The following is a 15,784-nucleotide window of genomic DNA, read 5'->3' as shown; positions in this document are numbered from 1 at the left end:
CACCGGCAGAGATCTTCCGTCAGAAACTTGTCGCAAACAGACATCGATATGAATAAACTCTAACTCTAAAAGTCGCGGTTCAGCATGAACTCACATTGAAGGGGCAACCGATGGCTGCCCCTTACAGGTTCTAGTCGAACAAACCTATCAAATCATCTGCGTAAAGAGATTGCGGAACTGGCGCGGCTGTGAACGCAGAAACTGTGGTGCAGCTTCGATGGTCTCGCCGAAATGGGCTGCTGCATGCCAAGGCCAGCGCGGATCGTAGAGTACCGTGCGGGCCAGTCCGATTATATCTGCATCGCCGGTCGACAGGATTGCTTCTGCCTGCTCGAAATCGGTAATGAGACCGACAGCCACAACTGGAATATTGACCGCTGCTTTGACGGCGCGCGCCAGCGGCACCTGATAGCTCGGTCCAACCGGAATTTTCTGACCTGCGTCAAGTCCGCCGCTCGAAACGTGAATTGCCGCGCAGCCTCGCGCGGCCAGGGCTTCTGACAACGCTACTGTCTGTTCGACGTCCCAGCCGCCATCAACCCAGTCCGTTCCGGAGAGCCGCATCGTGACTGGACGATCTGCCGGAAAGACAGCACGAACGGCGTCGAAAATTTCCAATGGGAAACGCATGCGGTTTTCGAGCGAACCACCATATTCGTCGTCACGTTTGTTCGACAGCGGCGACAGAAATTGGTGCAGAAGATAACCATGCGCGCCATGAATCTGGATCGCGTCCAAACCCAGTCGCGCAGAGCGTTTGGCGGCATCTACAAATGCTTCGCGGATGCGCTTCAACTCATCCTTGTCCATCTGTGTCGGAGCATTGTCGGCAGAATTGAACGCGAACGCAGACGGCGCGATGGTCTGCCAGCCATTTTCGTGCGTTGGCGCAATCTGACGTCCGCCAAGCCACGGCAAATCGGTGGATGCCTTTCTGCCTGCGTGAGCCAGCTGTATAGCGATTGGCATTGACGACCAGCGACGAACGCCGTCGAGTGTCCGTTGCAGTGCAGCCTCGGTTTCATCGGAATAAAGGCCGACATCCGCGTAGCTGATCCTGCCTTCGGGACTGACCGCTGTTGCTTCAATCGTCAACAGCCCCGCTCCGGATTGGGCCAGATTGCCCAAATGCATCAGGTGCCAGTCCGTCGTTTTGCCGTCCTCGGCCGAATACTGGCACATTGGAGCAATCACAATGCGGTTTTTGAGATGCAAACCGCCCACTTCCAATGGAGAAAATAGCTTCGTCTGGCTCATAGCTCGTGCGCCTCTTATCGGGATCGATCTGACAATGCCCCCTGCTCTCAGGAGGCTCGCAATCACACTTATCACAGGTCTTGTTTCATTTTCATTGTTTAGCAATCACAATGCGTTCAATAAAATTGATGTACAATTAGTGCTGTGAGCCCCGCCTCGACGCCGAAATTTCCGGTTGTATTCGTGTCAATTTTCGCACGCGAATTAATACTTTTCCGACTCTTTGTCTTTAAACACGGGCCAACATTATTCGGGGGATTTCATGGCCTGGAAATTCATGCTGGCAACAACCGTTATGGCAGTTGCGCGTACTATGCCCAATGTCTTCAAGCCTAATATTTTTAGCACGCCGGTTCAGCCTGCGCTTATCGCAGACAGCGCTTTCGACATGGAGTTAAAGCCAGCACCAATTAATCCGGACTGGATATTGGAAGGATCGCCACTGGCGCGTTCATGTGAACAGTCCTCCAGTGGCGACCGTGCGGCTTTCACCGCGATCTGGGATTGCACCGCCGGCGAGTTTCGCTGGTATTTCGGATGGGATGAAACGGTCTATATTCTCGAAGGCGAAGTGCATGTGACCGATGCAGATGGGAAACAACGCACGCTGAAAGCCGGCGATGTTGCCTATTTTCGTGGTGGAACCTGGGCGACATGGCGGATCGACCGCTATCTAAAGAAAGTCGCCTTCATGCGGCGCACCCTGCCTGCGCCTGCCTCCGCCATTTATCGCGTGAGCGACGCCTTGCGAAATCGCGTCGCGCGTCTGTAGACGCGGACGCTTTTCGAGCGTAACGAACCGGCCTTCTGACAGGATGGTGTCGTTGACGTGAGCCTTGGCATTTATATATAATCAATGCGCATGATGGGAATGGGGTTCTCCCGAAACCGCCTTTTCTGGCTGATGACTCCTGATCGAATTGACAATAGGAACGCAATACGTCGATGGTCGGAGCCGTCGAGGTTCTAGGGTGCTCCCTGCCCGCTTCTCTCCAGCAAGCGTATTCGTTCCACAATTTTGACAGGTGAATTATGCAAGCAACCATCATGGTGGCGCTCGGCGGAGCGATCGGAAGCGTGGCGCGTTATTGGCTCGCCCTTTTAATGCTGCCGGTGAGCCGTGACCTGCCCTGGGGCACTATTGTCATCAATATCGTGGGATCGTTCGCAATTTCCTTTTTTGGAACGCTGACGCTCGAACATGGACGCTTCGCCGTGCCCGAAATCTGGCGCCTGACCTTTATGGTCGGCGTTTGTGGCGGTTTCACCACCTTTTCGTCCTTCAGCCTGCAAACACTGGATCTTCTGAGAGCTGGCCAGCCCGGCAAAGCCCTTCTCAATATTGGCCTCTCGGTCATCATATGCCTGATTGCCGTCTGGCTGGGCTTCCTTGCGGCGCACCAGATTAATAGCGGCGCTCAACAGATCGCAGAGACCGCCATTGAGGAAGAGGCCTCGTAGGTTCGCTCATCTTTCGTAGGATCAGGGCTTCTGTTCCTTAACATTGGCGAATGCGGGCCTATATCTCCCGTTGCAACCAATGGAAAAGGAGATAAGCGATGCGTTTATTGCTCACCGTTCTGGCATTTGCGACGACTTGTAGTCTGGCATTAGCTGCAGCCCCTGAAGGACAGAAGCTCTCTGACATCATTTCAAAGATCGAGCAGTCGGCGGATTTTGCATATGTCGATGAGGTCGATTGGAATGACCGCGGTTATTATGAGATAGAGTATCTCATGAAAAACGGCGCGAAAGTCGAAATCAAAATTGATCCGAAGACTGGCGAGACAATCAAGTAAATCTTGGAAAAGTGGTGAGCGCGCAGGGATTCGAACCCTGGACCTACTGATTAAAAGTCAGTGAATAACATGTTTATTTTCAATACGTTATTTGCATCATGTGTCATTTGTGTGCCAATCTATCATGAGGCTAGCGTTTCGGCAATCCTGTCGAATGCTGCCTTATGATCGTCGGATGGGAACAGATGGCCGTATCGATTCATGGTTATTGCGTAACTGGCATGCCCTGCCAATGTCTGCACGGCCTTGGGGGAAAGGCCGGCTTCGATCCACGTCGAAATCGCATAATGCCTCAAGGCGTGCCATCCGATATCCGGGGCGTTTGTCTCGGCTATAAGGGGTTTCCAATCCCGCTTCATAAAGTTCGTGTGCCTGATGAATCCGCCCCTGCTGTCGGCAAACACGAAGTCGTCAAATCCGTTATGCTTGGACGACGCTTTCCACGTCTTCAGCTGATCAATCATCGCCTTGCCGATTGGAACGGTTCGGCGGCCCGCCCCTGACTTTGTCGTGTCAAACTCGCCATAGGCATCAACGCGCGTCTCGACACTGACGTGACCGTTTTCCATATCTATATGCGTCCATCGCAGCGCCCACTGTTCGGAAGCACGCAGGCCAGTGGCAGCGGCAAAGCGGATACGCAGGTCGATAGGCGCCTGAGCCAGATTGAGAATTGCCGCTAAAGCCATCTTAGACGGCGGCGTTACTCGCTCAGATCCTTCGTCTCGCTTTCCAATGACGCGGACACCCTTCGCAACGTTTACACCGACCTTGTTCGTTTCAATACCATGCTTGAGGGTGCGGCTTAACGTGCCTAGGACGCGCCGCGTTGTGACAATTCCCGCCCCAGCATTGCGCATGTCATCACGAAACTTGATGACATCGGCTGTCGTTAGCTCTGCCAGCGTTTTCTCGCCAATGCCGTTTTCGAAGCCAATGCTGCTTTCATCGGTAGGGTTGATCCAATTATCGAAATGCTGCTTTGTCGTCCGAAGATAGGACTGAACGACCTTCTCGCCGCGCTTGTGGCGTAGCTCCATGGCTTTATAGAAATCGTCGCAAACATCCGCAACTGTAGTTTTCTTCGCCTCTTCCTTGTAAGTGGCTGAACCTGTCGTGGCGATGAGTTCAGCCAGCCTTGCTTCTGCTTCGCGCTTCTTTGTGAACTGCTCACGGTGCCGCTTGCCGAGACGATCCGTAAAATCGAGTTGCCAAGCCTCATGCTGTCCGCTGGCATTCTCCCAGGATCGCTTCTTAATTTTGGCCAAAATGAACTCCTGATAATTTTGGCACATAATATACAACGGCACACGAACCGACAAGCCAACGATACGGAATCGTCCCCTGTTGACTTTCGTTCTGCATGAGAACAAAATGGGAACATCTAAATTAGCAGGAGGAAGCCATGAACGCTCTTGTGCAAAATTATGAAGACGAAATTCAGCAGGTACTCGCCTACCACGGCGGCGATGTGCACGCGGCCATTGAGGCGCTCCTGAAAGAGCGTGACTTTCTGGCGCGCGAAGTCGAACTTTCTCGCCTCGCCATTACGCATGGCCAACGCGCTGACCTATTCAAGAGGGCAGCGTGATGAAAACGTTCCAAGTCGCCCTTCCTGAAGCTTACGCTCTGAAATGCGCCCGGCGCGAAGTACACCGCGACGCCGATCGCCTTGGCGCCCGCTTACCTCATCGCATGGCCCGCAAATCCGGAATCGATTTCTGCGTATTCAGTTTCCCTACTGAAAAGTGCATGAGCGCTTTCATGCGTCGGCATGGCGGCAAGCCTTTTGGCGTTACCGCTTCTGCCGACAAGTGGGAAAGAATCGTTGTGCGATAAGAATTGAGTCTCCCAAATGAGCCGTTCACGCGGTGAGCCGCCAAAAAGCCTTATCAATAAAGATTACCCGTTTCAGGTAGTGCTTCACCTCACAGACTGGCACCGAACAAACCTCGTTCAAATGTTGAACGACCGAGAGAGATTGGGCGGGTATCGGCTTTGGGGTGGAGCTCAACACAATCTGACGGAATTTAGCATTGCGCGCTTTAACACTCGGGAGGGACAGAACGAGTTCATCCGTCTCTACGGCGGCAAGCCGCACGACCCTGCCGATAAGTCTTCCAAGCCGTGGGAGACGTATTTTGAGAAATGAGAATAAGACCGACCTTCCTGAAGGAAATGCCTGCTTCGGCTCGGATAATGGATTTGTTTGGCTGGTACGAACTGTACGGCTATTGCTGTCGCTGCGGTCATATCGGATCGGTGGACAGAACCATCATTCTGCGAAAGTTTGGCACGCACACCTACTTCGAGGATTTGCACCCGCGAATGCGGTGCAAGGCCTGTACAGCCAAGGGCGATGCACAATTCGGGATTACAAAACCACCGAGATAGAGAATGACTGGGTACAAGACCGACAGAACTACCAGCGCCAAAGGCAACAAGTTGTTTGAGCACTTCTGCGATGCGAAGGGCTGCAAGGTGTGGGGAACGTTCGGCTACAAGACCGCTACGGCTCAACTCTGGTTCTGCCGTGAGCATAAACAGGAAGGCGAAGAAGCCTTGGCTGGACGGCGCAAATAAGAGCTACTTGGTGCCACGCTGCTTTTCAACGCAGGTTTTTGCTTCCTGCCCAGGCGAACATGCGTCTATCTCCGGCTTCTGTATCTGATCTTGCTTTTGCGACGACGGGACTTGGGTGCTGTCTGGATCGGATGGTGGCTGGCCCGGTGCTGCTGGAGGGTTACCCGGCACTTCAGGTTCCTGCCCACCAGATTGCGATGGCGCTCCAGATCCTTGCGCAAATGACGCGCTGGACATGACCACGAGGCCAACTGCTACAGCTATCCATTTCATTCGACCGGCTCCTCGGCATGTTCAATCGTCTAAGGTAACAGTCTTATCGCAGTGATGTTCCATCAACGTATGGACGCAGATCATAAGCGCACTATTCTTTTCGCAAAAGAGGAGGCGCGCATGTGCAATCTATACAACATCACGACGAACCATGAGGCCATGCGCCGCCTGTTCCCGAAATTCTCGGATATGACGAACCGCATCGATCCACAGTTGGATATCTATCCCGACTATCCCGCGCCAGTGTTGAGAAATGTCAAAGGCGATGAGCCGGAACTGGCGATGCTTCGATGGGGCATGCCGACACCGCCAGAGAAGTTGAAATCTGACGTGGACAGCGGCGTTACCAACATACGAAATCTCAAGTCAGGGCATTGGCGGCCATGGTTTGGCGTCGAGCATCGTTGCGTCGTCCCGGCCACCTCATTTTCCGAGTACGGTAAAGTCCGCGATCCGAAAACTGGAAAGCTCCCCGCTCACTGGTTTGCTCTGAATGAGGAAAAGCCTTTGTTTGCGTTCGCTGGACTTTGGACGCGATGGAAAGCGATCCGAAAGCGTAAAGAAGGTCTGGTCGAGATCGATATCTTTGCATTTCTTACGACCGAGGCGAATGGCGTTGTCTGGCCAGTTCATCCAAAGGCAATGCCGGTCATACTCCGCACCACGGAAGAAATAGATACTTGGCTACGTGCGCCGTGGAATGAAGCCAAGGACATGCAGAAACCCCTGCCAGACGCTGATCTGATCGACCTAACGCCAAGCAATCACATCGAGGAAGCACAGGCAAGTTTATTCTAGGGAGGATGGAATGTTCGGACCAAAACAACCGGGTGATTATCCAGATCGTGAAATCGACTGCCAAGAAGCGGTATCGCAAGGAATTGCGGAGCTGGTCGAGCGAGCTGTGGTATCCGGCGCCAGAGACGCAGAGGTCACTGCGGCCATAGCCCGCACTCAGGTGATCGGCGTGCCCGAACTCATCCAGGACGCTGTAGAGGCCGGATGGTCGGAGGAGGAAGCGGCAACCGCAATAAGGATAGTTGCTGAGAACATGCACCGCGGCGTGACAGGAACCGATCCGGAGGAATAGCACCAGCCTTCTGTTCCCCGTTTTGCCGGTTCTTTCGCCGTTTTTGGCAACGACGACGTGCCTAATATCGGCCTGCCTCGGTTCGGCAGGCACGCGCCTTGTCAGCTAAATGGCTGGCGGGGTTCACTATTCTTAGACCGAGCGTTACGTTGCCAAAATTGTTAAAATTTTGCTTTTTAGATATCGCTAATGAAGCTACGATTACGCCTTTAGTATAAGGAGGCTGACATGCCGTTTTTCAACGAAGCGAGCCGAATATACATTCCTGCTGAAGTGGACTTCCTACGTAGCTGCTTCACCAACGCTGCTGTCTTATTGGAAGAAAGTGACCACAACTATTCGGGTAGTGAACTCGCATCCTGTATCCTAATGCTCTACGAACACGGACTTCGTGAAAGGTCGCGACTAACTGAACTTGCTGCCAGATTGGCGCATCAGCGATATACTATTCGGCACGACCTACGCGCAATGCAGACCAATTCCGACATACCTGAAGGAACAAATAACCCAGTCGTGGGTTAATACCATTGCAATGACACCAATTGCCCCGCCGATCAAGCGGGGCTTTTTTTCGATGTGCGCGCCGTGCCTTTGGGCGCAGCGCGCCCATCACATAAGCGTCAGGGGCTTACCTTTCTAAGGAACAAAATAGATCAGAAATAGTTTCGCTATCGCTCCCCCAAAGAGAGCGACCGCTGAGTTTGGGCACACCGAACTCATGGGATCCCCGAGTGACCTGCAACGGTCATTCGGGGTTTTCATTGGATGCTCCTCAAAATGAATCTCTACGCCCCGGAACGAATCAGAGAGTGATTCGTTCGACTCGATTGCAAGTGATTCGCACGCATCGTGTTGTCGGTGTCGGTGTCGGTGTCGGGAGTAAGTAAAATGGTAGCGTCGCCGAGAGCTAATTGGAAGGGATATATAAAGTTCGGGGAGGTATCATGCCCGGTAGCTTTATATACAGCGGCATCTACGTCTGAACGAATCTCGTTCCACACGATTAACCGCAAGACGGGAAATCGCGTACGCCGTGAATATATAGACAGTGAAACCTGCAAGCCCGTGGAACGTGAGGATCAGGTCAAGGGATACGAGGTGGATGATCACCGATATGTGGTTCTCGAGCCCGAAGAGATTGCCGCCGCGATCCCCGAAAGTGACAAGACCTTACAGATCGAAACCTTTATTCCATGCGACCAGGTTGATACGGCTTATTTCGACAAGCCTTACTACCTCGCTCCGGACAAGATGGGTACGGAGGCCTTTGTCCTGCTTCGCGATGGGATGAGAAAGGCCAAGGTGGCTGCCATAGCACGCACAGTTTTATTCCGCCGCATGCGGACGGTGCTTATCCGGGCCCACGGAAAGGGTCTGACGGCTTCAACGCTCAATTTCGATTACGAGGTGCGATCTGCTGAGAAAGCGTTCGAGGATGTGCCGGATATCAAGATTGAAGGCGAAATGCTGGAATTAGCGGAACATATCATCGGCACCAAGGCTGGCGAATTTGATGCCAGCAAGTTTGACGACCGATATGAGGAGGCTGTGGCCGACCTGGTCAAGGCAAAAATTGAAGGTCGAACCCTTCCTAAGAAAAAGGCGCCCGTCGCATCCAAGCCGAGCGATTTGCTACAGGCTCTCCGCGAAAGCGCCGGCCTTGGTGTCGCGAAAACGAAACGCACGGCGGCCAACGCTGATCGCGCCCCAGCTCGGAGAAAGACCACCAAAACAGCCACAAGTTCCAGAAAGTCTGTTTCACCCACGAGACGGGCAAGTTAAGGAGAATTCGAGATGGCTGTTCGTCCATACTGGAAGGGATACCTGAAGCTCTCGCTTGTCACCTGCCCTGTCGAGATGATGCCAGCGACTTCTGAAAGTGAAAAGGTCCGTTTTCACACCTTAAACCGACAGACCCAGAACCGTGTTGTCAGTCACTATGTCGACGCAGTCACCGGCAAGGACGTCAGGGAAGGCGATGAGGCCAAAGGCTACGAGCGAGGAGAAGGTGAATATGTTCTCCTCGAAGATGATGAACTGGAGAACGTTGCGCTCGATAGCACCAAAACGATCGATATTGAAATGTTCTCACCTCGTGAGAGTATCGGGTGGATTTGGCTCGACACCCCTTACTATTTGTCTCCTAGCGATCCCGTCGGCGAGGAAGCCTTCTCGGTTATTCGTGAGGCTATGAAAGCCGAAAACAAGGTTGGCATATCAAGGTTGGTCCTGTCTCGGCGCGAACGGGCCGTTATGCTTGAGCCGCGCGGCAAAGGGATTATTCTCTGGACCCTGCGCTACGGTGACGAAGTGCGCGACGAAGATCTCTATTTTGAAAGCATTGGCGAGGAGAAGGCCGATCCGGACGCACTGCCGCTGATTGAAAAGTTCATCAAAAAGCAAACCCGGGACTGGAAGCCCGACCTAGTCCAAGACCCAGTTCAAGAGCACCTGCTTGACATCATAGCAGCCAAAAAGAAGACACTGAAAAAGCCGACGAAAGCGAAGCAGAAAGCGACCGACGCTGAACCGCAACGCGGCAACGTTATTAACATCATGGACGCTTTGCGGAACTCGTTGAAGAACGAAACGAGGAAAAACAAATGAAAGTGAAAAAAATTCCCAGAACGGTAAACCCTTGGTCAGATCCAAAGCTCGTGCGGGAGAAAGAAGCCGGGGATCCTTCTCCTGTCGAACCCAGCGACCATCAGGAAAAACCTACCCATGAGCAGACAAACTCGCCTGGCAATCCTAATATTAGATTGCCAAAAGAACCCTATCCGGATCGGTCGAAGGACTAGTATTTACTTTTTTGCCCAATTGGATAAATTTCTGTCGCCCTTGGGAGAGAGGGCTCAGTAGCCTTAACCCCGCGCGGTTCTCGCCGCGGGGTTCTTTTTGATCAGACCTTCCTGCTCTCCAACGCCTTCAGCCTCTCCGCAAAATAGATGATTTTATTCAGATCATACATTCGGCTGGCCGCGTCTTTCTCGCCGAACCGATAGCAAGCCTTAAAGATGTTGCCGAGCGCGAAGGACATGCCTTTGTGCTCGATCAGGTCGTTCAGTTCGGTCGCATGTGGAGGTAGCTCGTAATAGCTTGTGCTGCCGCCGTCGGAGGCAACGGACGCTGCGGCTGCGCGTAGGCTCAGGTCGGTTAAGTGAACCGGCTTTGGCATGGGCTGCTTGCCAGAACCCAGTTCACCTCGAGCAATTTCACGGTCAATTCGTGCATCTGGAACCATTAGACGCCCTCCCTTACTTTCCGCTTCGGCTCTTCGAACTTCTCAGTGACGGGACCGCCTGCGAGTAGGCCGCGAACCGAAGACAGCTGATCGCGAACAAGCGGACGAAACCGACGCGCCGCAAACGGCGGGTTGTCATATCCGAACTGCGGGCAGATGCCCCGATCGACGCCTTTCAGACGCACGCCGATGTAGCTGCCCTGCGTGTAGTGCTCAAACGGTCCGATCCAGCTTATAGTGTAGACCTCGCCTTCCTTGATCTCGATGAACTGTTCGAAGCCGACAGCGCTATCGATGCAGACGACCTTCTGGCCTATGTGGAAGTTGGTCATGCCGCCGCCCTCCAAGCCCCTAACCGCCGAAATTCAACCGGCACGCCATTGGCGAGCGCTCGCGCCGTTCCTTCCGCCATGCCTCGGCTCATCCCGAAATTCTCATAGACCACGCATTTCTCCGCCACCCGATACCAAGCGAGACCGGCCTCAATGCCGAGCTCTCGTTCATCAGGCCGCAAATCATCCAGCACTTGCGTATGAAGCAAATGGCTCGCAATCGGCGCTTCGCCCCGGCGCAAGCTGTCCAGAAGGCACGCGCGGGCATATTCGGTGTTGCGCACGACATCGCCGCTGAAAGGACTTTCGATGATGACGAGTGGCTTGCGCGCCGGTTGCTCGGCAACTGGCACTGGATACGGCACAGGAACGTCACCGATGCAAAGCTCCCCCGCCCTGATCGTTACTCTGGTTACGGGCAAGTTGTCGTTATAAGGTTTTGGCAGGCAACTTATAACTGCCCCACCTGTCGTCATCTGCCGTCCTTCTACCGCCGCTCGCGCGGCGCGGTCTTCTGCTTCTTCAAGCATGTTCTCTCCTCGTTTTTGTGGTGAAAGCGCCGCTTGGTGGGCGGCGCGAGTTGGTTAGTCTTCGTATTCTTCCCAAATCGCCTTGATCGGCTGGACCTCCATTTTATGCCGCGCAAAAGCTTCGCCACTGTCGCAATAGCCCTCTTGCCCGTATTCTGATTTTAGGCACACCTCGCCATTGGCTAGGAACAATCCTGGCTTTATTTCACCGTATGGGGCCGACCATCCGTCGGGGATCAAAACTAAACGCTTCAAGCCACCCTTCTCTCGCTCGCCACATTATCATTCGCGGCAAGCCAAGCCTGAGCGCGCTTGGATTTACCGCTAGACAAGCTATAAATGTAAGACGCAGATATACCCAATGACCTCGCAACCGAGGACGGGCGCTCTCCACTTTGTATTCTCCGCATAGCAATATCTATTGTTGCGTCATCGTATTTCGCGCAGTGGTGCGCCTCCCCGATCGGCACATGGAGCGTGTATGAAGTTCCATGTGCAATCGCATCGGCTACATTTTCCTTTCGCGTTCCCCAATACATGTGGGCAGGGTTGACGCAGCCAAGGTGCCCATTCCCGCACGAATGGCAGCATTCGTGCTTTGCAGTGGGCTTCGGGCCATGGGCAAGCTCAGCTACCGCGACATGAGCGCCCTTGGGCGTACCCCCGACATTAACGCGACCGTACCCGTCCTTGGATTTGCCAAACGGCCATATAATGCACTCGATCTTCTCTTCCGAATTGGCAGAATCAACCACAAACTCGTTGGCAGAACCATAATCGATCCCGCCACCAAGAGGGTCGCCGTGAGCGCGGAATCTCTTGTAGTGCTTTCGACAATATCCCGCGCCCGCCAGCTTCCCTCCGCACCCATCAACGGCGCAGACGCCAAGAACTTTAGGTGCGGGCTTTCCTGTTGGAGATCCGTACCTCTTAAGCCTGTGGCCGTGGCCGCTGCAAAGGTCACCCCAACTCGCCCTCTTTTCGCATCCTTCGACGGTGCAAATCATGCTGCTACCCTTACATCATCGTTTGCCGCAATCGGCCCGCCATCAACCATAGCCACCCTTACACGGCTAATTTCGCCATAGTCCCTATGGTAGGTAATTGACTGAATTGACCGCCCGGACAGGTAGCCAGACCCCCAATGCCACGCATCTTGCGGCGTCGGGGTCTGATGGACCTCGGAAATGCATCCGCCGCCTTCAGTCGCATACTTCGCCGAGTGATGCAGATGAAACCCATGAACGTATCGGAAGAGGGTCGCGCCCCAATCCTCTGCGCGCCGATGAGCCATAATGGACGGCATGTTGGCGATCTTGGCTTCGTGGCCATGCGTCGCGCCAATCATCACCTTGCCGAAACGATGCCAAAAAAAGAGGCTTGCATCGGTATCGACGGTCACACGCGGTTCGTTGCGGTAGTGGCCTTTAAGGAAGTAGGCGACAGCTACGCTGGAATGCTCGTCGTGATTGCCTTTTAGGATGCGAACAGTGACGTGCCGGTGCCGTCGCAGGTTGGCGTCTATGGTTTTGACAACCAGCCGCCCGGCAACGTCAATGCACTTGTCGTAACGGCCATCAACATCAAGCGCGTTGCCGGACCGGGCCGTTTTGTTCTCGTTGGAATCTGAGTGGAGTAAATCACCCCCGCCCAGCACGATAGCGTGGGCAGAGGCTGGCGAGCGAGCAACAGCATCCTCGATGCCCTGCCCGATGACTCGTTCCGCGATTGCCAAATCCCAATTTGTTCCCGTGTCGCCTGCCCATGCTCTCAAACCGATATGCCAATCGGCCAACGGCGTGAGCGTCAATAGATCAGCGTCGGAAACGAACGGCATAGATGTGGTCGTAGCGGGCTCATAGTCGGCCATCGCAGCCTTTAGCCGCTTTATATAATCTTCGGGCTCGCGCTCAACAGCCGTCTTCTGCCATTGCTGGATGATGCGGCCTTCCGCGTCAATCAGCGCTGACACGCCGCGTACAGCATGTCCCTCCGGTACCCGCCACTTGTCGCCAGCCTCTTTCATCTGGCGCATATATGTGCCGTTCGGCGTCTCGGTCAGGCTTTTGATCGCATAACCGGGCAGCGTCGGTGCCGGCCCCAACAGCCCAATCTCCGCCGCCCGCTTGATGCTCTCGTGGAACGCCGACTTCTTTATGCCGAGCGCAGCGGCAGCCTTAACCAGCGTGCCGTGCTCACGGTAAGCCTCGGCGCGCCGCAGGAGTTCTTCGTGTGAAAGCTTCATCTAGTGTCCTCTTGCCGCAAGCATGGCGTCGGCGAGCGCGTAGCATTTACTGGCTAGATCGGTGCTATGATCCGTAATTGGCCAACTGGCCAACGCCTGCCCCGCAAAGTAATCGCGCAGCGTCATGCCTCGATAAAAGACATGAGACTTGTTACCAAAGCGATCCTCACCGGCTTCTACCGTGGATGGAAAGGCCGGGCCTCCATGGCTTGTGCTCATGATTCACCTCGTGCTTTTGCGAGGATCGCTTTGGCTTTGATGCTTGCGGTGTGCAGCCATTCCCACGCTTCTGAGTTGCGACCGTCTTCAAACAGATCACCCGCCTCTTTTGCGTTGTCAGAGAACATCTGCACAGCTTCAACGAGATCCTCAATAAGCTCATCGCGCGCAGCAAGCTGTCTCGCCGCGAACGGTCCGAACGCGAGTTCGTTCATCTTGGCAGCCAAGTCAGGGTTTTCTTCCAGTTGCTTCATCGCCAGAGCGACATCAACAACGATGGGCGCACCCGCGCCCTGTCTGTCATTGGACATACAGTCTCCTCGTGTGTGGTTTGGTGGCCGTGGTGAGCGGCGCAGAAGGAAGGATGGAATGTCTCGATAAATGTGGTGTTAATGGAGAAACTCACTCGCTATCAAACTAACGCTTATCGCGATCATATATTGAATTGGATTACTTCACTCACCTCGATATTGTGGGTTTCAAAACCATCCTAAAATGGCATAACAGCATTTATTATCGACTAAACGACCGGGGGCGGAACTTATGGACGAACTTTCAAGAATCGCATCGAAAATAGAGGCCTTGGCAGATGCTGAATTAAGTACCGGTCAACCTTACCTTCTCAGTAAGCTGGGCATGGATATTGGCTCAGACCTCCAGACGATTAAAAAAGAAGAGAAAAGTCTGGCCAATTTTGTGAGAAAACGTTTTTCGGACAAATACGAAATAATTTTCACGGGGCAGTTTAGGAATATTCAATCTCTTATAAAAAGAAATAGTCAAGAATTGGCAAGTTTAATTACTGATGCGACAACTGAAAAAAAAGACCGAAAATTTCGTTTCAATTATCGTTTCTGGGCCGCCTTCTCAGTTCCGGTAGTAGGATCGAGGCGTTTCGTCAATCTCGATGATTTTACATTTGAGGACGTCGATGCGCCGCCTTCGCCTTCGTATGTCGCAATCGATAGTGAATATATAACGCCTGACACATCTAACGACAGAGATAAAGTTATTTACTCCAAGATAATTAGTTGGATCGAAGATAATAAACTTGAAACAGAGCAATTCTTATCTAAACCTAGAACGCATATATCTCCATTTGGACATCAGAGAACGTTATTGCATGCCATAGTAGATGCGCTTGATAAGCGACAATTGGCGACGGTCTCATTACCCATGGACGTGATAGTTGCTTTGATGAACAAGAACGTATAGCGAAGTTGGACGATCGATCATGACGGACTATTCCCTTGTCATCGCCGGACTTCCCGTTTCATTTTTTGATCGGCTCCGAAAAGAAGCCGCGCAAAAGATCGCTCCGGGAGGTAGACTATTCATCACTCCCAATAAATGGGAAGGTAGTTACGATCCTAATCATGCCGAAAAGATTATCAATCAATTGTTCGATTATTATATAGAACGGCAAGAGAACAAAAAAATCGTAACCTTATTGTTGTATGCAGACTACAATGACAAAAGCACAGATCAACTCTTGGAAAGGTTTTTTCCGTTTGCCTTACCCCATCGATTGACGGTTCCTGATGTTAAATCAGCAAAAAATGCCATTGAAAAAAACAAAATACTGAACGACTTTACTTCCGATGTGATTAAAGCAAGTAAACGCTTAAGAGATGTATCAAGTCGCGTAACACATAAAACAAACGTTCATAATCTTAACCCACTACTTCTTCCTGTTCGAAATTTTCAGGGGGACGATCTACGCCATATGTTGAAAAATTTATACGAAAAGGTGACATATTGTGCCGATCCAGATGAGCTGTTGAGTGATGCAATAGCAAATTTCATCGCGAAACATCCTTGGAAAACACCACCTGATGAGCAGAAGCGCGCGTTATGTGATGGGGTCCATTTTTTCAAAAGCCCGGGAAATGATCGTCACGGGTATCTGCGTAATAGTTCAGCTAAACAACACAGTGTTGAATGTTTATTGAATGCTCGAAGTCGGCTAGGCGGGGCTTACGATCACTGCTTTCATTACGACTGCACCCCCGTCAAAGGTAAACTAAGACCACTTTATCATAACTGCCACGGCGATGGCAGCCCACCAAAGAAAACTCACGTCAACATCGCACCTAACGATTATGTGATCGGGCATTAACAAAAAGGCTGGTGCGCTATTTGCGACACCAGCCCATTTTTTTGCCATGGATTTAATCCTACAGCAGGAATTCGTGCTTGCCTTTCGAACAAC

At 52.7% G+C, this 15,784-nt stretch carries 23 protein-coding genes and 1 riboswitch; of the genes, 14 read left to right on the top strand and 9 right to left on the bottom strand.

Annotated elements, in window-relative coordinates:
* Nucleotides 1-147 precede the first annotated feature (147 nt).
* Nucleotides 148-1,257, bottom strand: coding sequence for an NADH:flavin oxidoreductase/NADH oxidase (locus FHW03_RS07435; protein ID WP_182520028.1), 1,110 nt, complete (start codon nucleotides 1,255-1,257; stop codon nucleotides 148-150).
* A gap of 262 nt (nucleotides 1,258-1,519) precedes the next feature.
* Between FHW03_RS07435 and FHW03_RS07430 the strand changes: the two genes are divergently transcribed.
* The 3 genes from FHW03_RS07430 (at nucleotide 1,520) to FHW03_RS07420 (ending at nucleotide 3,056) form a co-directional block, all read left to right on the top strand.
* The gene (locus FHW03_RS07430; protein ID WP_182520027.1) at nucleotides 1,520-2,029 is read left to right on the top strand and encodes a cupin domain-containing protein; all 510 of its coding nucleotides are present in this window, start codon (nucleotides 1,520-1,522) and stop codon (nucleotides 2,027-2,029) included.
* An 86-nt stretch (nucleotides 2,030-2,115) separates the two neighbouring features.
* Nucleotides 2,116-2,178: riboswitch (Fluoride riboswitch) on the top strand.
* Nucleotides 2,179-2,289: 111 nt separating this feature from the next.
* Entirely contained in the window at nucleotides 2,290-2,718 is a 429-nt protein-coding gene (crcB, locus tag FHW03_RS07425; protein WP_182520026.1) for a fluoride efflux transporter CrcB, read from the top strand.
* Nucleotides 2,719-2,816: 98 nt separating this feature from the next.
* The gene (locus FHW03_RS07420; RefSeq protein WP_182520025.1) at nucleotides 2,817-3,056 is read left to right on the top strand and encodes a PepSY domain-containing protein; all 240 of its coding nucleotides are present in this window, start codon (nucleotides 2,817-2,819) and stop codon (nucleotides 3,054-3,056) included.
* A gap of 122 nt (nucleotides 3,057-3,178) precedes the next feature.
* Here the strand turns inward: FHW03_RS07420 and FHW03_RS07415 are convergent, their stop codons facing one another.
* On the bottom strand, nucleotides 3,179-4,378 hold the full coding sequence (locus FHW03_RS07415) for a tyrosine-type recombinase/integrase (protein ID WP_377514334.1): 1,200 nt from the start codon (nucleotides 4,376-4,378) through the stop codon (nucleotides 3,179-3,181).
* 83 nt (nucleotides 4,379-4,461) lie between these two features.
* Between FHW03_RS07415 and FHW03_RS07410 the strand changes: the two genes are divergently transcribed.
* From FHW03_RS07410 to FHW03_RS07370, 9 genes are all read left to right on the top strand, one after another.
* Nucleotides 4,462-4,647, top strand: a complete 186-nt coding sequence (locus FHW03_RS07410; RefSeq protein WP_182520024.1) for a CUE domain-containing protein — start codon at nucleotides 4,462-4,464, stop codon at nucleotides 4,645-4,647.
* Nucleotides 4,647-4,895 carry a hypothetical protein gene (locus FHW03_RS07405; protein WP_138787445.1) on the top strand — a complete coding sequence of 83 codons (249 nt, stop codon included), beginning with the start codon at nucleotides 4,647-4,649 and terminating at the stop codon, nucleotides 4,893-4,895. The genes FHW03_RS07410 and FHW03_RS07405 overlap by 1 nt, the downstream gene beginning before the upstream one ends.
* A gap of 558 nt (nucleotides 4,896-5,453) precedes the next feature.
* The gene (locus FHW03_RS07400) at nucleotides 5,454-5,639 is read left to right on the top strand and encodes a hypothetical protein (RefSeq protein ID WP_182520023.1); all 186 of its coding nucleotides are present in this window, start codon (nucleotides 5,454-5,456) and stop codon (nucleotides 5,637-5,639) included.
* Between the two features lie 59 nt (nucleotides 5,640-5,698).
* Nucleotides 5,699-5,878, top strand: coding sequence for a hypothetical protein (locus tag FHW03_RS07395; RefSeq protein ID WP_162762601.1), 180 nt, complete (start codon nucleotides 5,699-5,701; stop codon nucleotides 5,876-5,878).
* 154 nt (nucleotides 5,879-6,032) lie between these two features.
* Complete coding sequence (locus FHW03_RS07390) at nucleotides 6,033-6,710, top strand: SOS response-associated peptidase (RefSeq protein ID WP_182520022.1); 678 nt, start codon at nucleotides 6,033-6,035, stop codon at nucleotides 6,708-6,710.
* 10 nt (nucleotides 6,711-6,720) lie between these two features.
* Complete coding sequence (locus FHW03_RS07385; protein ID WP_182520021.1) at nucleotides 6,721-7,002, top strand: hypothetical protein; 282 nt, start codon at nucleotides 6,721-6,723, stop codon at nucleotides 7,000-7,002.
* Nucleotides 7,003-7,890: 888 nt separating this feature from the next.
* Nucleotides 7,891-8,784, top strand: coding sequence for a Ku protein (locus FHW03_RS07380; RefSeq protein WP_182520020.1), 894 nt, complete (start codon nucleotides 7,891-7,893; stop codon nucleotides 8,782-8,784).
* 12 nt (nucleotides 8,785-8,796) lie between these two features.
* The gene (locus tag FHW03_RS07375; protein ID WP_182520019.1) at nucleotides 8,797-9,609 is read left to right on the top strand and encodes a Ku protein; all 813 of its coding nucleotides are present in this window, start codon (nucleotides 8,797-8,799) and stop codon (nucleotides 9,607-9,609) included.
* Entirely contained in the window at nucleotides 9,606-9,803 is a 198-nt protein-coding gene (locus tag FHW03_RS07370; RefSeq protein WP_182520018.1) for a hypothetical protein, read from the top strand. The genes FHW03_RS07375 and FHW03_RS07370 overlap by 4 nt, the downstream gene beginning before the upstream one ends.
* 101 nt (nucleotides 9,804-9,904) lie before the next feature.
* Here the strand turns inward: FHW03_RS07370 and FHW03_RS07365 are convergent, their stop codons facing one another.
* The 7 genes from FHW03_RS07365 to FHW03_RS07330 all read right to left on the bottom strand — a co-directional run bounded on the left by FHW03_RS07365 (nucleotide 9,905) and on the right by FHW03_RS07330 (nucleotide 13,883).
* Complete coding sequence (locus tag FHW03_RS07365; RefSeq protein WP_182520017.1) at nucleotides 9,905-10,246, bottom strand: hypothetical protein; 342 nt, start codon at nucleotides 10,244-10,246, stop codon at nucleotides 9,905-9,907.
* Nucleotides 10,246-10,578, bottom strand: coding sequence for a hypothetical protein (locus FHW03_RS07360; RefSeq protein WP_182520016.1), 333 nt, complete (start codon nucleotides 10,576-10,578; stop codon nucleotides 10,246-10,248). The genes FHW03_RS07365 and FHW03_RS07360 overlap by 1 nt, the downstream gene beginning before the upstream one ends.
* Entirely contained in the window at nucleotides 10,575-11,108 is a 534-nt protein-coding gene (locus tag FHW03_RS07355) for a hypothetical protein (RefSeq protein WP_182520015.1), read from the bottom strand. The genes FHW03_RS07360 and FHW03_RS07355 overlap by 4 nt, the downstream gene beginning before the upstream one ends.
* Nucleotides 11,109-11,162: 54 nt before the next feature.
* On the bottom strand, nucleotides 11,163-11,363 hold the full coding sequence (locus FHW03_RS07350; RefSeq protein ID WP_182520014.1) for a hypothetical protein: 201 nt from the start codon (nucleotides 11,361-11,363) through the stop codon (nucleotides 11,163-11,165).
* A gap of 748 nt (nucleotides 11,364-12,111) precedes the next feature.
* Nucleotides 12,112-13,353: a hypothetical protein gene (locus FHW03_RS07340; RefSeq protein WP_377514328.1), complete on the bottom strand. Its 1,242-nt coding sequence runs from the start codon at nucleotides 13,351-13,353 to the stop codon at nucleotides 12,112-12,114.
* A complete protein-coding gene (locus FHW03_RS07335; protein WP_182520012.1) occupies nucleotides 13,354-13,572 on the bottom strand; it encodes a hypothetical protein in 219 nt (72 codons plus the stop codon).
* On the bottom strand, nucleotides 13,569-13,883 hold the full coding sequence (locus tag FHW03_RS07330) for a hypothetical protein (protein ID WP_182520011.1): 315 nt from the start codon (nucleotides 13,881-13,883) through the stop codon (nucleotides 13,569-13,571). The genes FHW03_RS07335 and FHW03_RS07330 overlap by 4 nt, the downstream gene beginning before the upstream one ends.
* A gap of 232 nt (nucleotides 13,884-14,115) precedes the next feature.
* Here FHW03_RS07330 and FHW03_RS07325 point away from each other — a divergent pair, with 232 nt between their 5' ends.
* Both FHW03_RS07325 and FHW03_RS07320 read left to right on the top strand, forming a co-directional pair.
* Complete coding sequence (locus FHW03_RS07325) at nucleotides 14,116-14,787, top strand: hypothetical protein (protein WP_182520010.1); 672 nt, start codon at nucleotides 14,116-14,118, stop codon at nucleotides 14,785-14,787.
* Between the two features lie 19 nt (nucleotides 14,788-14,806).
* Nucleotides 14,807-15,691 (top strand): hypothetical protein, encoded by an 885-nt coding sequence (locus tag FHW03_RS07320; RefSeq protein WP_182520009.1) that lies wholly within the window; start codon nucleotides 14,807-14,809, stop codon nucleotides 15,689-15,691.
* The last annotated feature ends 93 nt before the right edge of the window (nucleotides 15,692-15,784 follow it).

The sequence above is a fragment of the Ochrobactrum sp. RH2CCR150 genome (assembly GCA_014138095.1).
In the GTDB taxonomy this organism is placed as follows: domain Bacteria; phylum Pseudomonadota; class Alphaproteobacteria; order Rhizobiales; family Rhizobiaceae; genus Brucella; species Brucella gambitense.
This window is presented reverse-complemented; position numbering and strand designations above follow the sequence as displayed.

Excerpts from the sequence above, each read along its gene's own strand:
- FHW03_RS07435 (WP_182520028.1), bottom strand. The coding sequence starts at position 1,257 with ATGAGCCAGACGAAGCTATTTTCTCCATTGGAAGTGGGCGGTTTGCAT.
- FHW03_RS07430 (WP_182520027.1), top strand. The coding sequence starts at position 1,520 with ATGGCCTGGAAATTCATGCTGGCAACAACCGTTATGGCAGTTGCGCGT.
- crcB (WP_182520026.1), top strand. The coding sequence starts at position 2,290 with ATGCAAGCAACCATCATGGTGGCGCTCGGCGGAGCGATCGGAAGCGTG.
- FHW03_RS07420 (WP_182520025.1), top strand. The coding sequence starts at position 2,817 with ATGCGTTTATTGCTCACCGTTCTGGCATTTGCGACGACTTGTAGTCTG.
- FHW03_RS07410 (WP_182520024.1), top strand. The coding sequence starts at position 4,462 with ATGAACGCTCTTGTGCAAAATTATGAAGACGAAATTCAGCAGGTACTC.
- FHW03_RS07405 (WP_138787445.1), top strand. The coding sequence starts at position 4,647 with ATGAAAACGTTCCAAGTCGCCCTTCCTGAAGCTTACGCTCTGAAATGC.
- FHW03_RS07400 (WP_182520023.1), top strand. The coding sequence starts at position 5,454 with ATGACTGGGTACAAGACCGACAGAACTACCAGCGCCAAAGGCAACAAG.
- FHW03_RS07395 (WP_162762601.1), top strand. The coding sequence starts at position 5,699 with ATGCGTCTATCTCCGGCTTCTGTATCTGATCTTGCTTTTGCGACGACG.
- FHW03_RS07390 (WP_182520022.1), top strand. The coding sequence starts at position 6,033 with ATGTGCAATCTATACAACATCACGACGAACCATGAGGCCATGCGCCGC.
- FHW03_RS07385 (WP_182520021.1), top strand. The coding sequence starts at position 6,721 with ATGTTCGGACCAAAACAACCGGGTGATTATCCAGATCGTGAAATCGAC.
- FHW03_RS07380 (WP_182520020.1), top strand. The coding sequence starts at position 7,891 with ATGGTAGCGTCGCCGAGAGCTAATTGGAAGGGATATATAAAGTTCGGG.
- FHW03_RS07375 (WP_182520019.1), top strand. The coding sequence starts at position 8,797 with ATGGCTGTTCGTCCATACTGGAAGGGATACCTGAAGCTCTCGCTTGTC.
- FHW03_RS07370 (WP_182520018.1), top strand. The coding sequence starts at position 9,606 with ATGAAAGTGAAAAAAATTCCCAGAACGGTAAACCCTTGGTCAGATCCA.
- FHW03_RS07365 (WP_182520017.1), bottom strand. The coding sequence starts at position 10,246 with ATGGTTCCAGATGCACGAATTGACCGTGAAATTGCTCGAGGTGAACTG.
- FHW03_RS07360 (WP_182520016.1), bottom strand. The coding sequence starts at position 10,578 with ATGACCAACTTCCACATAGGCCAGAAGGTCGTCTGCATCGATAGCGCT.
- FHW03_RS07355 (WP_182520015.1), bottom strand. The coding sequence starts at position 11,108 with ATGCTTGAAGAAGCAGAAGACCGCGCCGCGCGAGCGGCGGTAGAAGGA.
- FHW03_RS07340 (WP_377514328.1), bottom strand. The coding sequence starts at position 13,353 with ATGAAGCTTTCACACGAAGAACTCCTGCGGCGCGCCGAGGCTTACCGT.
- FHW03_RS07335 (WP_182520012.1), bottom strand. The coding sequence starts at position 13,572 with ATGAGCACAAGCCATGGAGGCCCGGCCTTTCCATCCACGGTAGAAGCC.
- FHW03_RS07330 (WP_182520011.1), bottom strand. The coding sequence starts at position 13,883 with ATGTCCAATGACAGACAGGGCGCGGGTGCGCCCATCGTTGTTGATGTC.
- FHW03_RS07325 (WP_182520010.1), top strand. The coding sequence starts at position 14,116 with ATGGACGAACTTTCAAGAATCGCATCGAAAATAGAGGCCTTGGCAGAT.
- FHW03_RS07320 (WP_182520009.1), top strand. The coding sequence starts at position 14,807 with ATGACGGACTATTCCCTTGTCATCGCCGGACTTCCCGTTTCATTTTTT.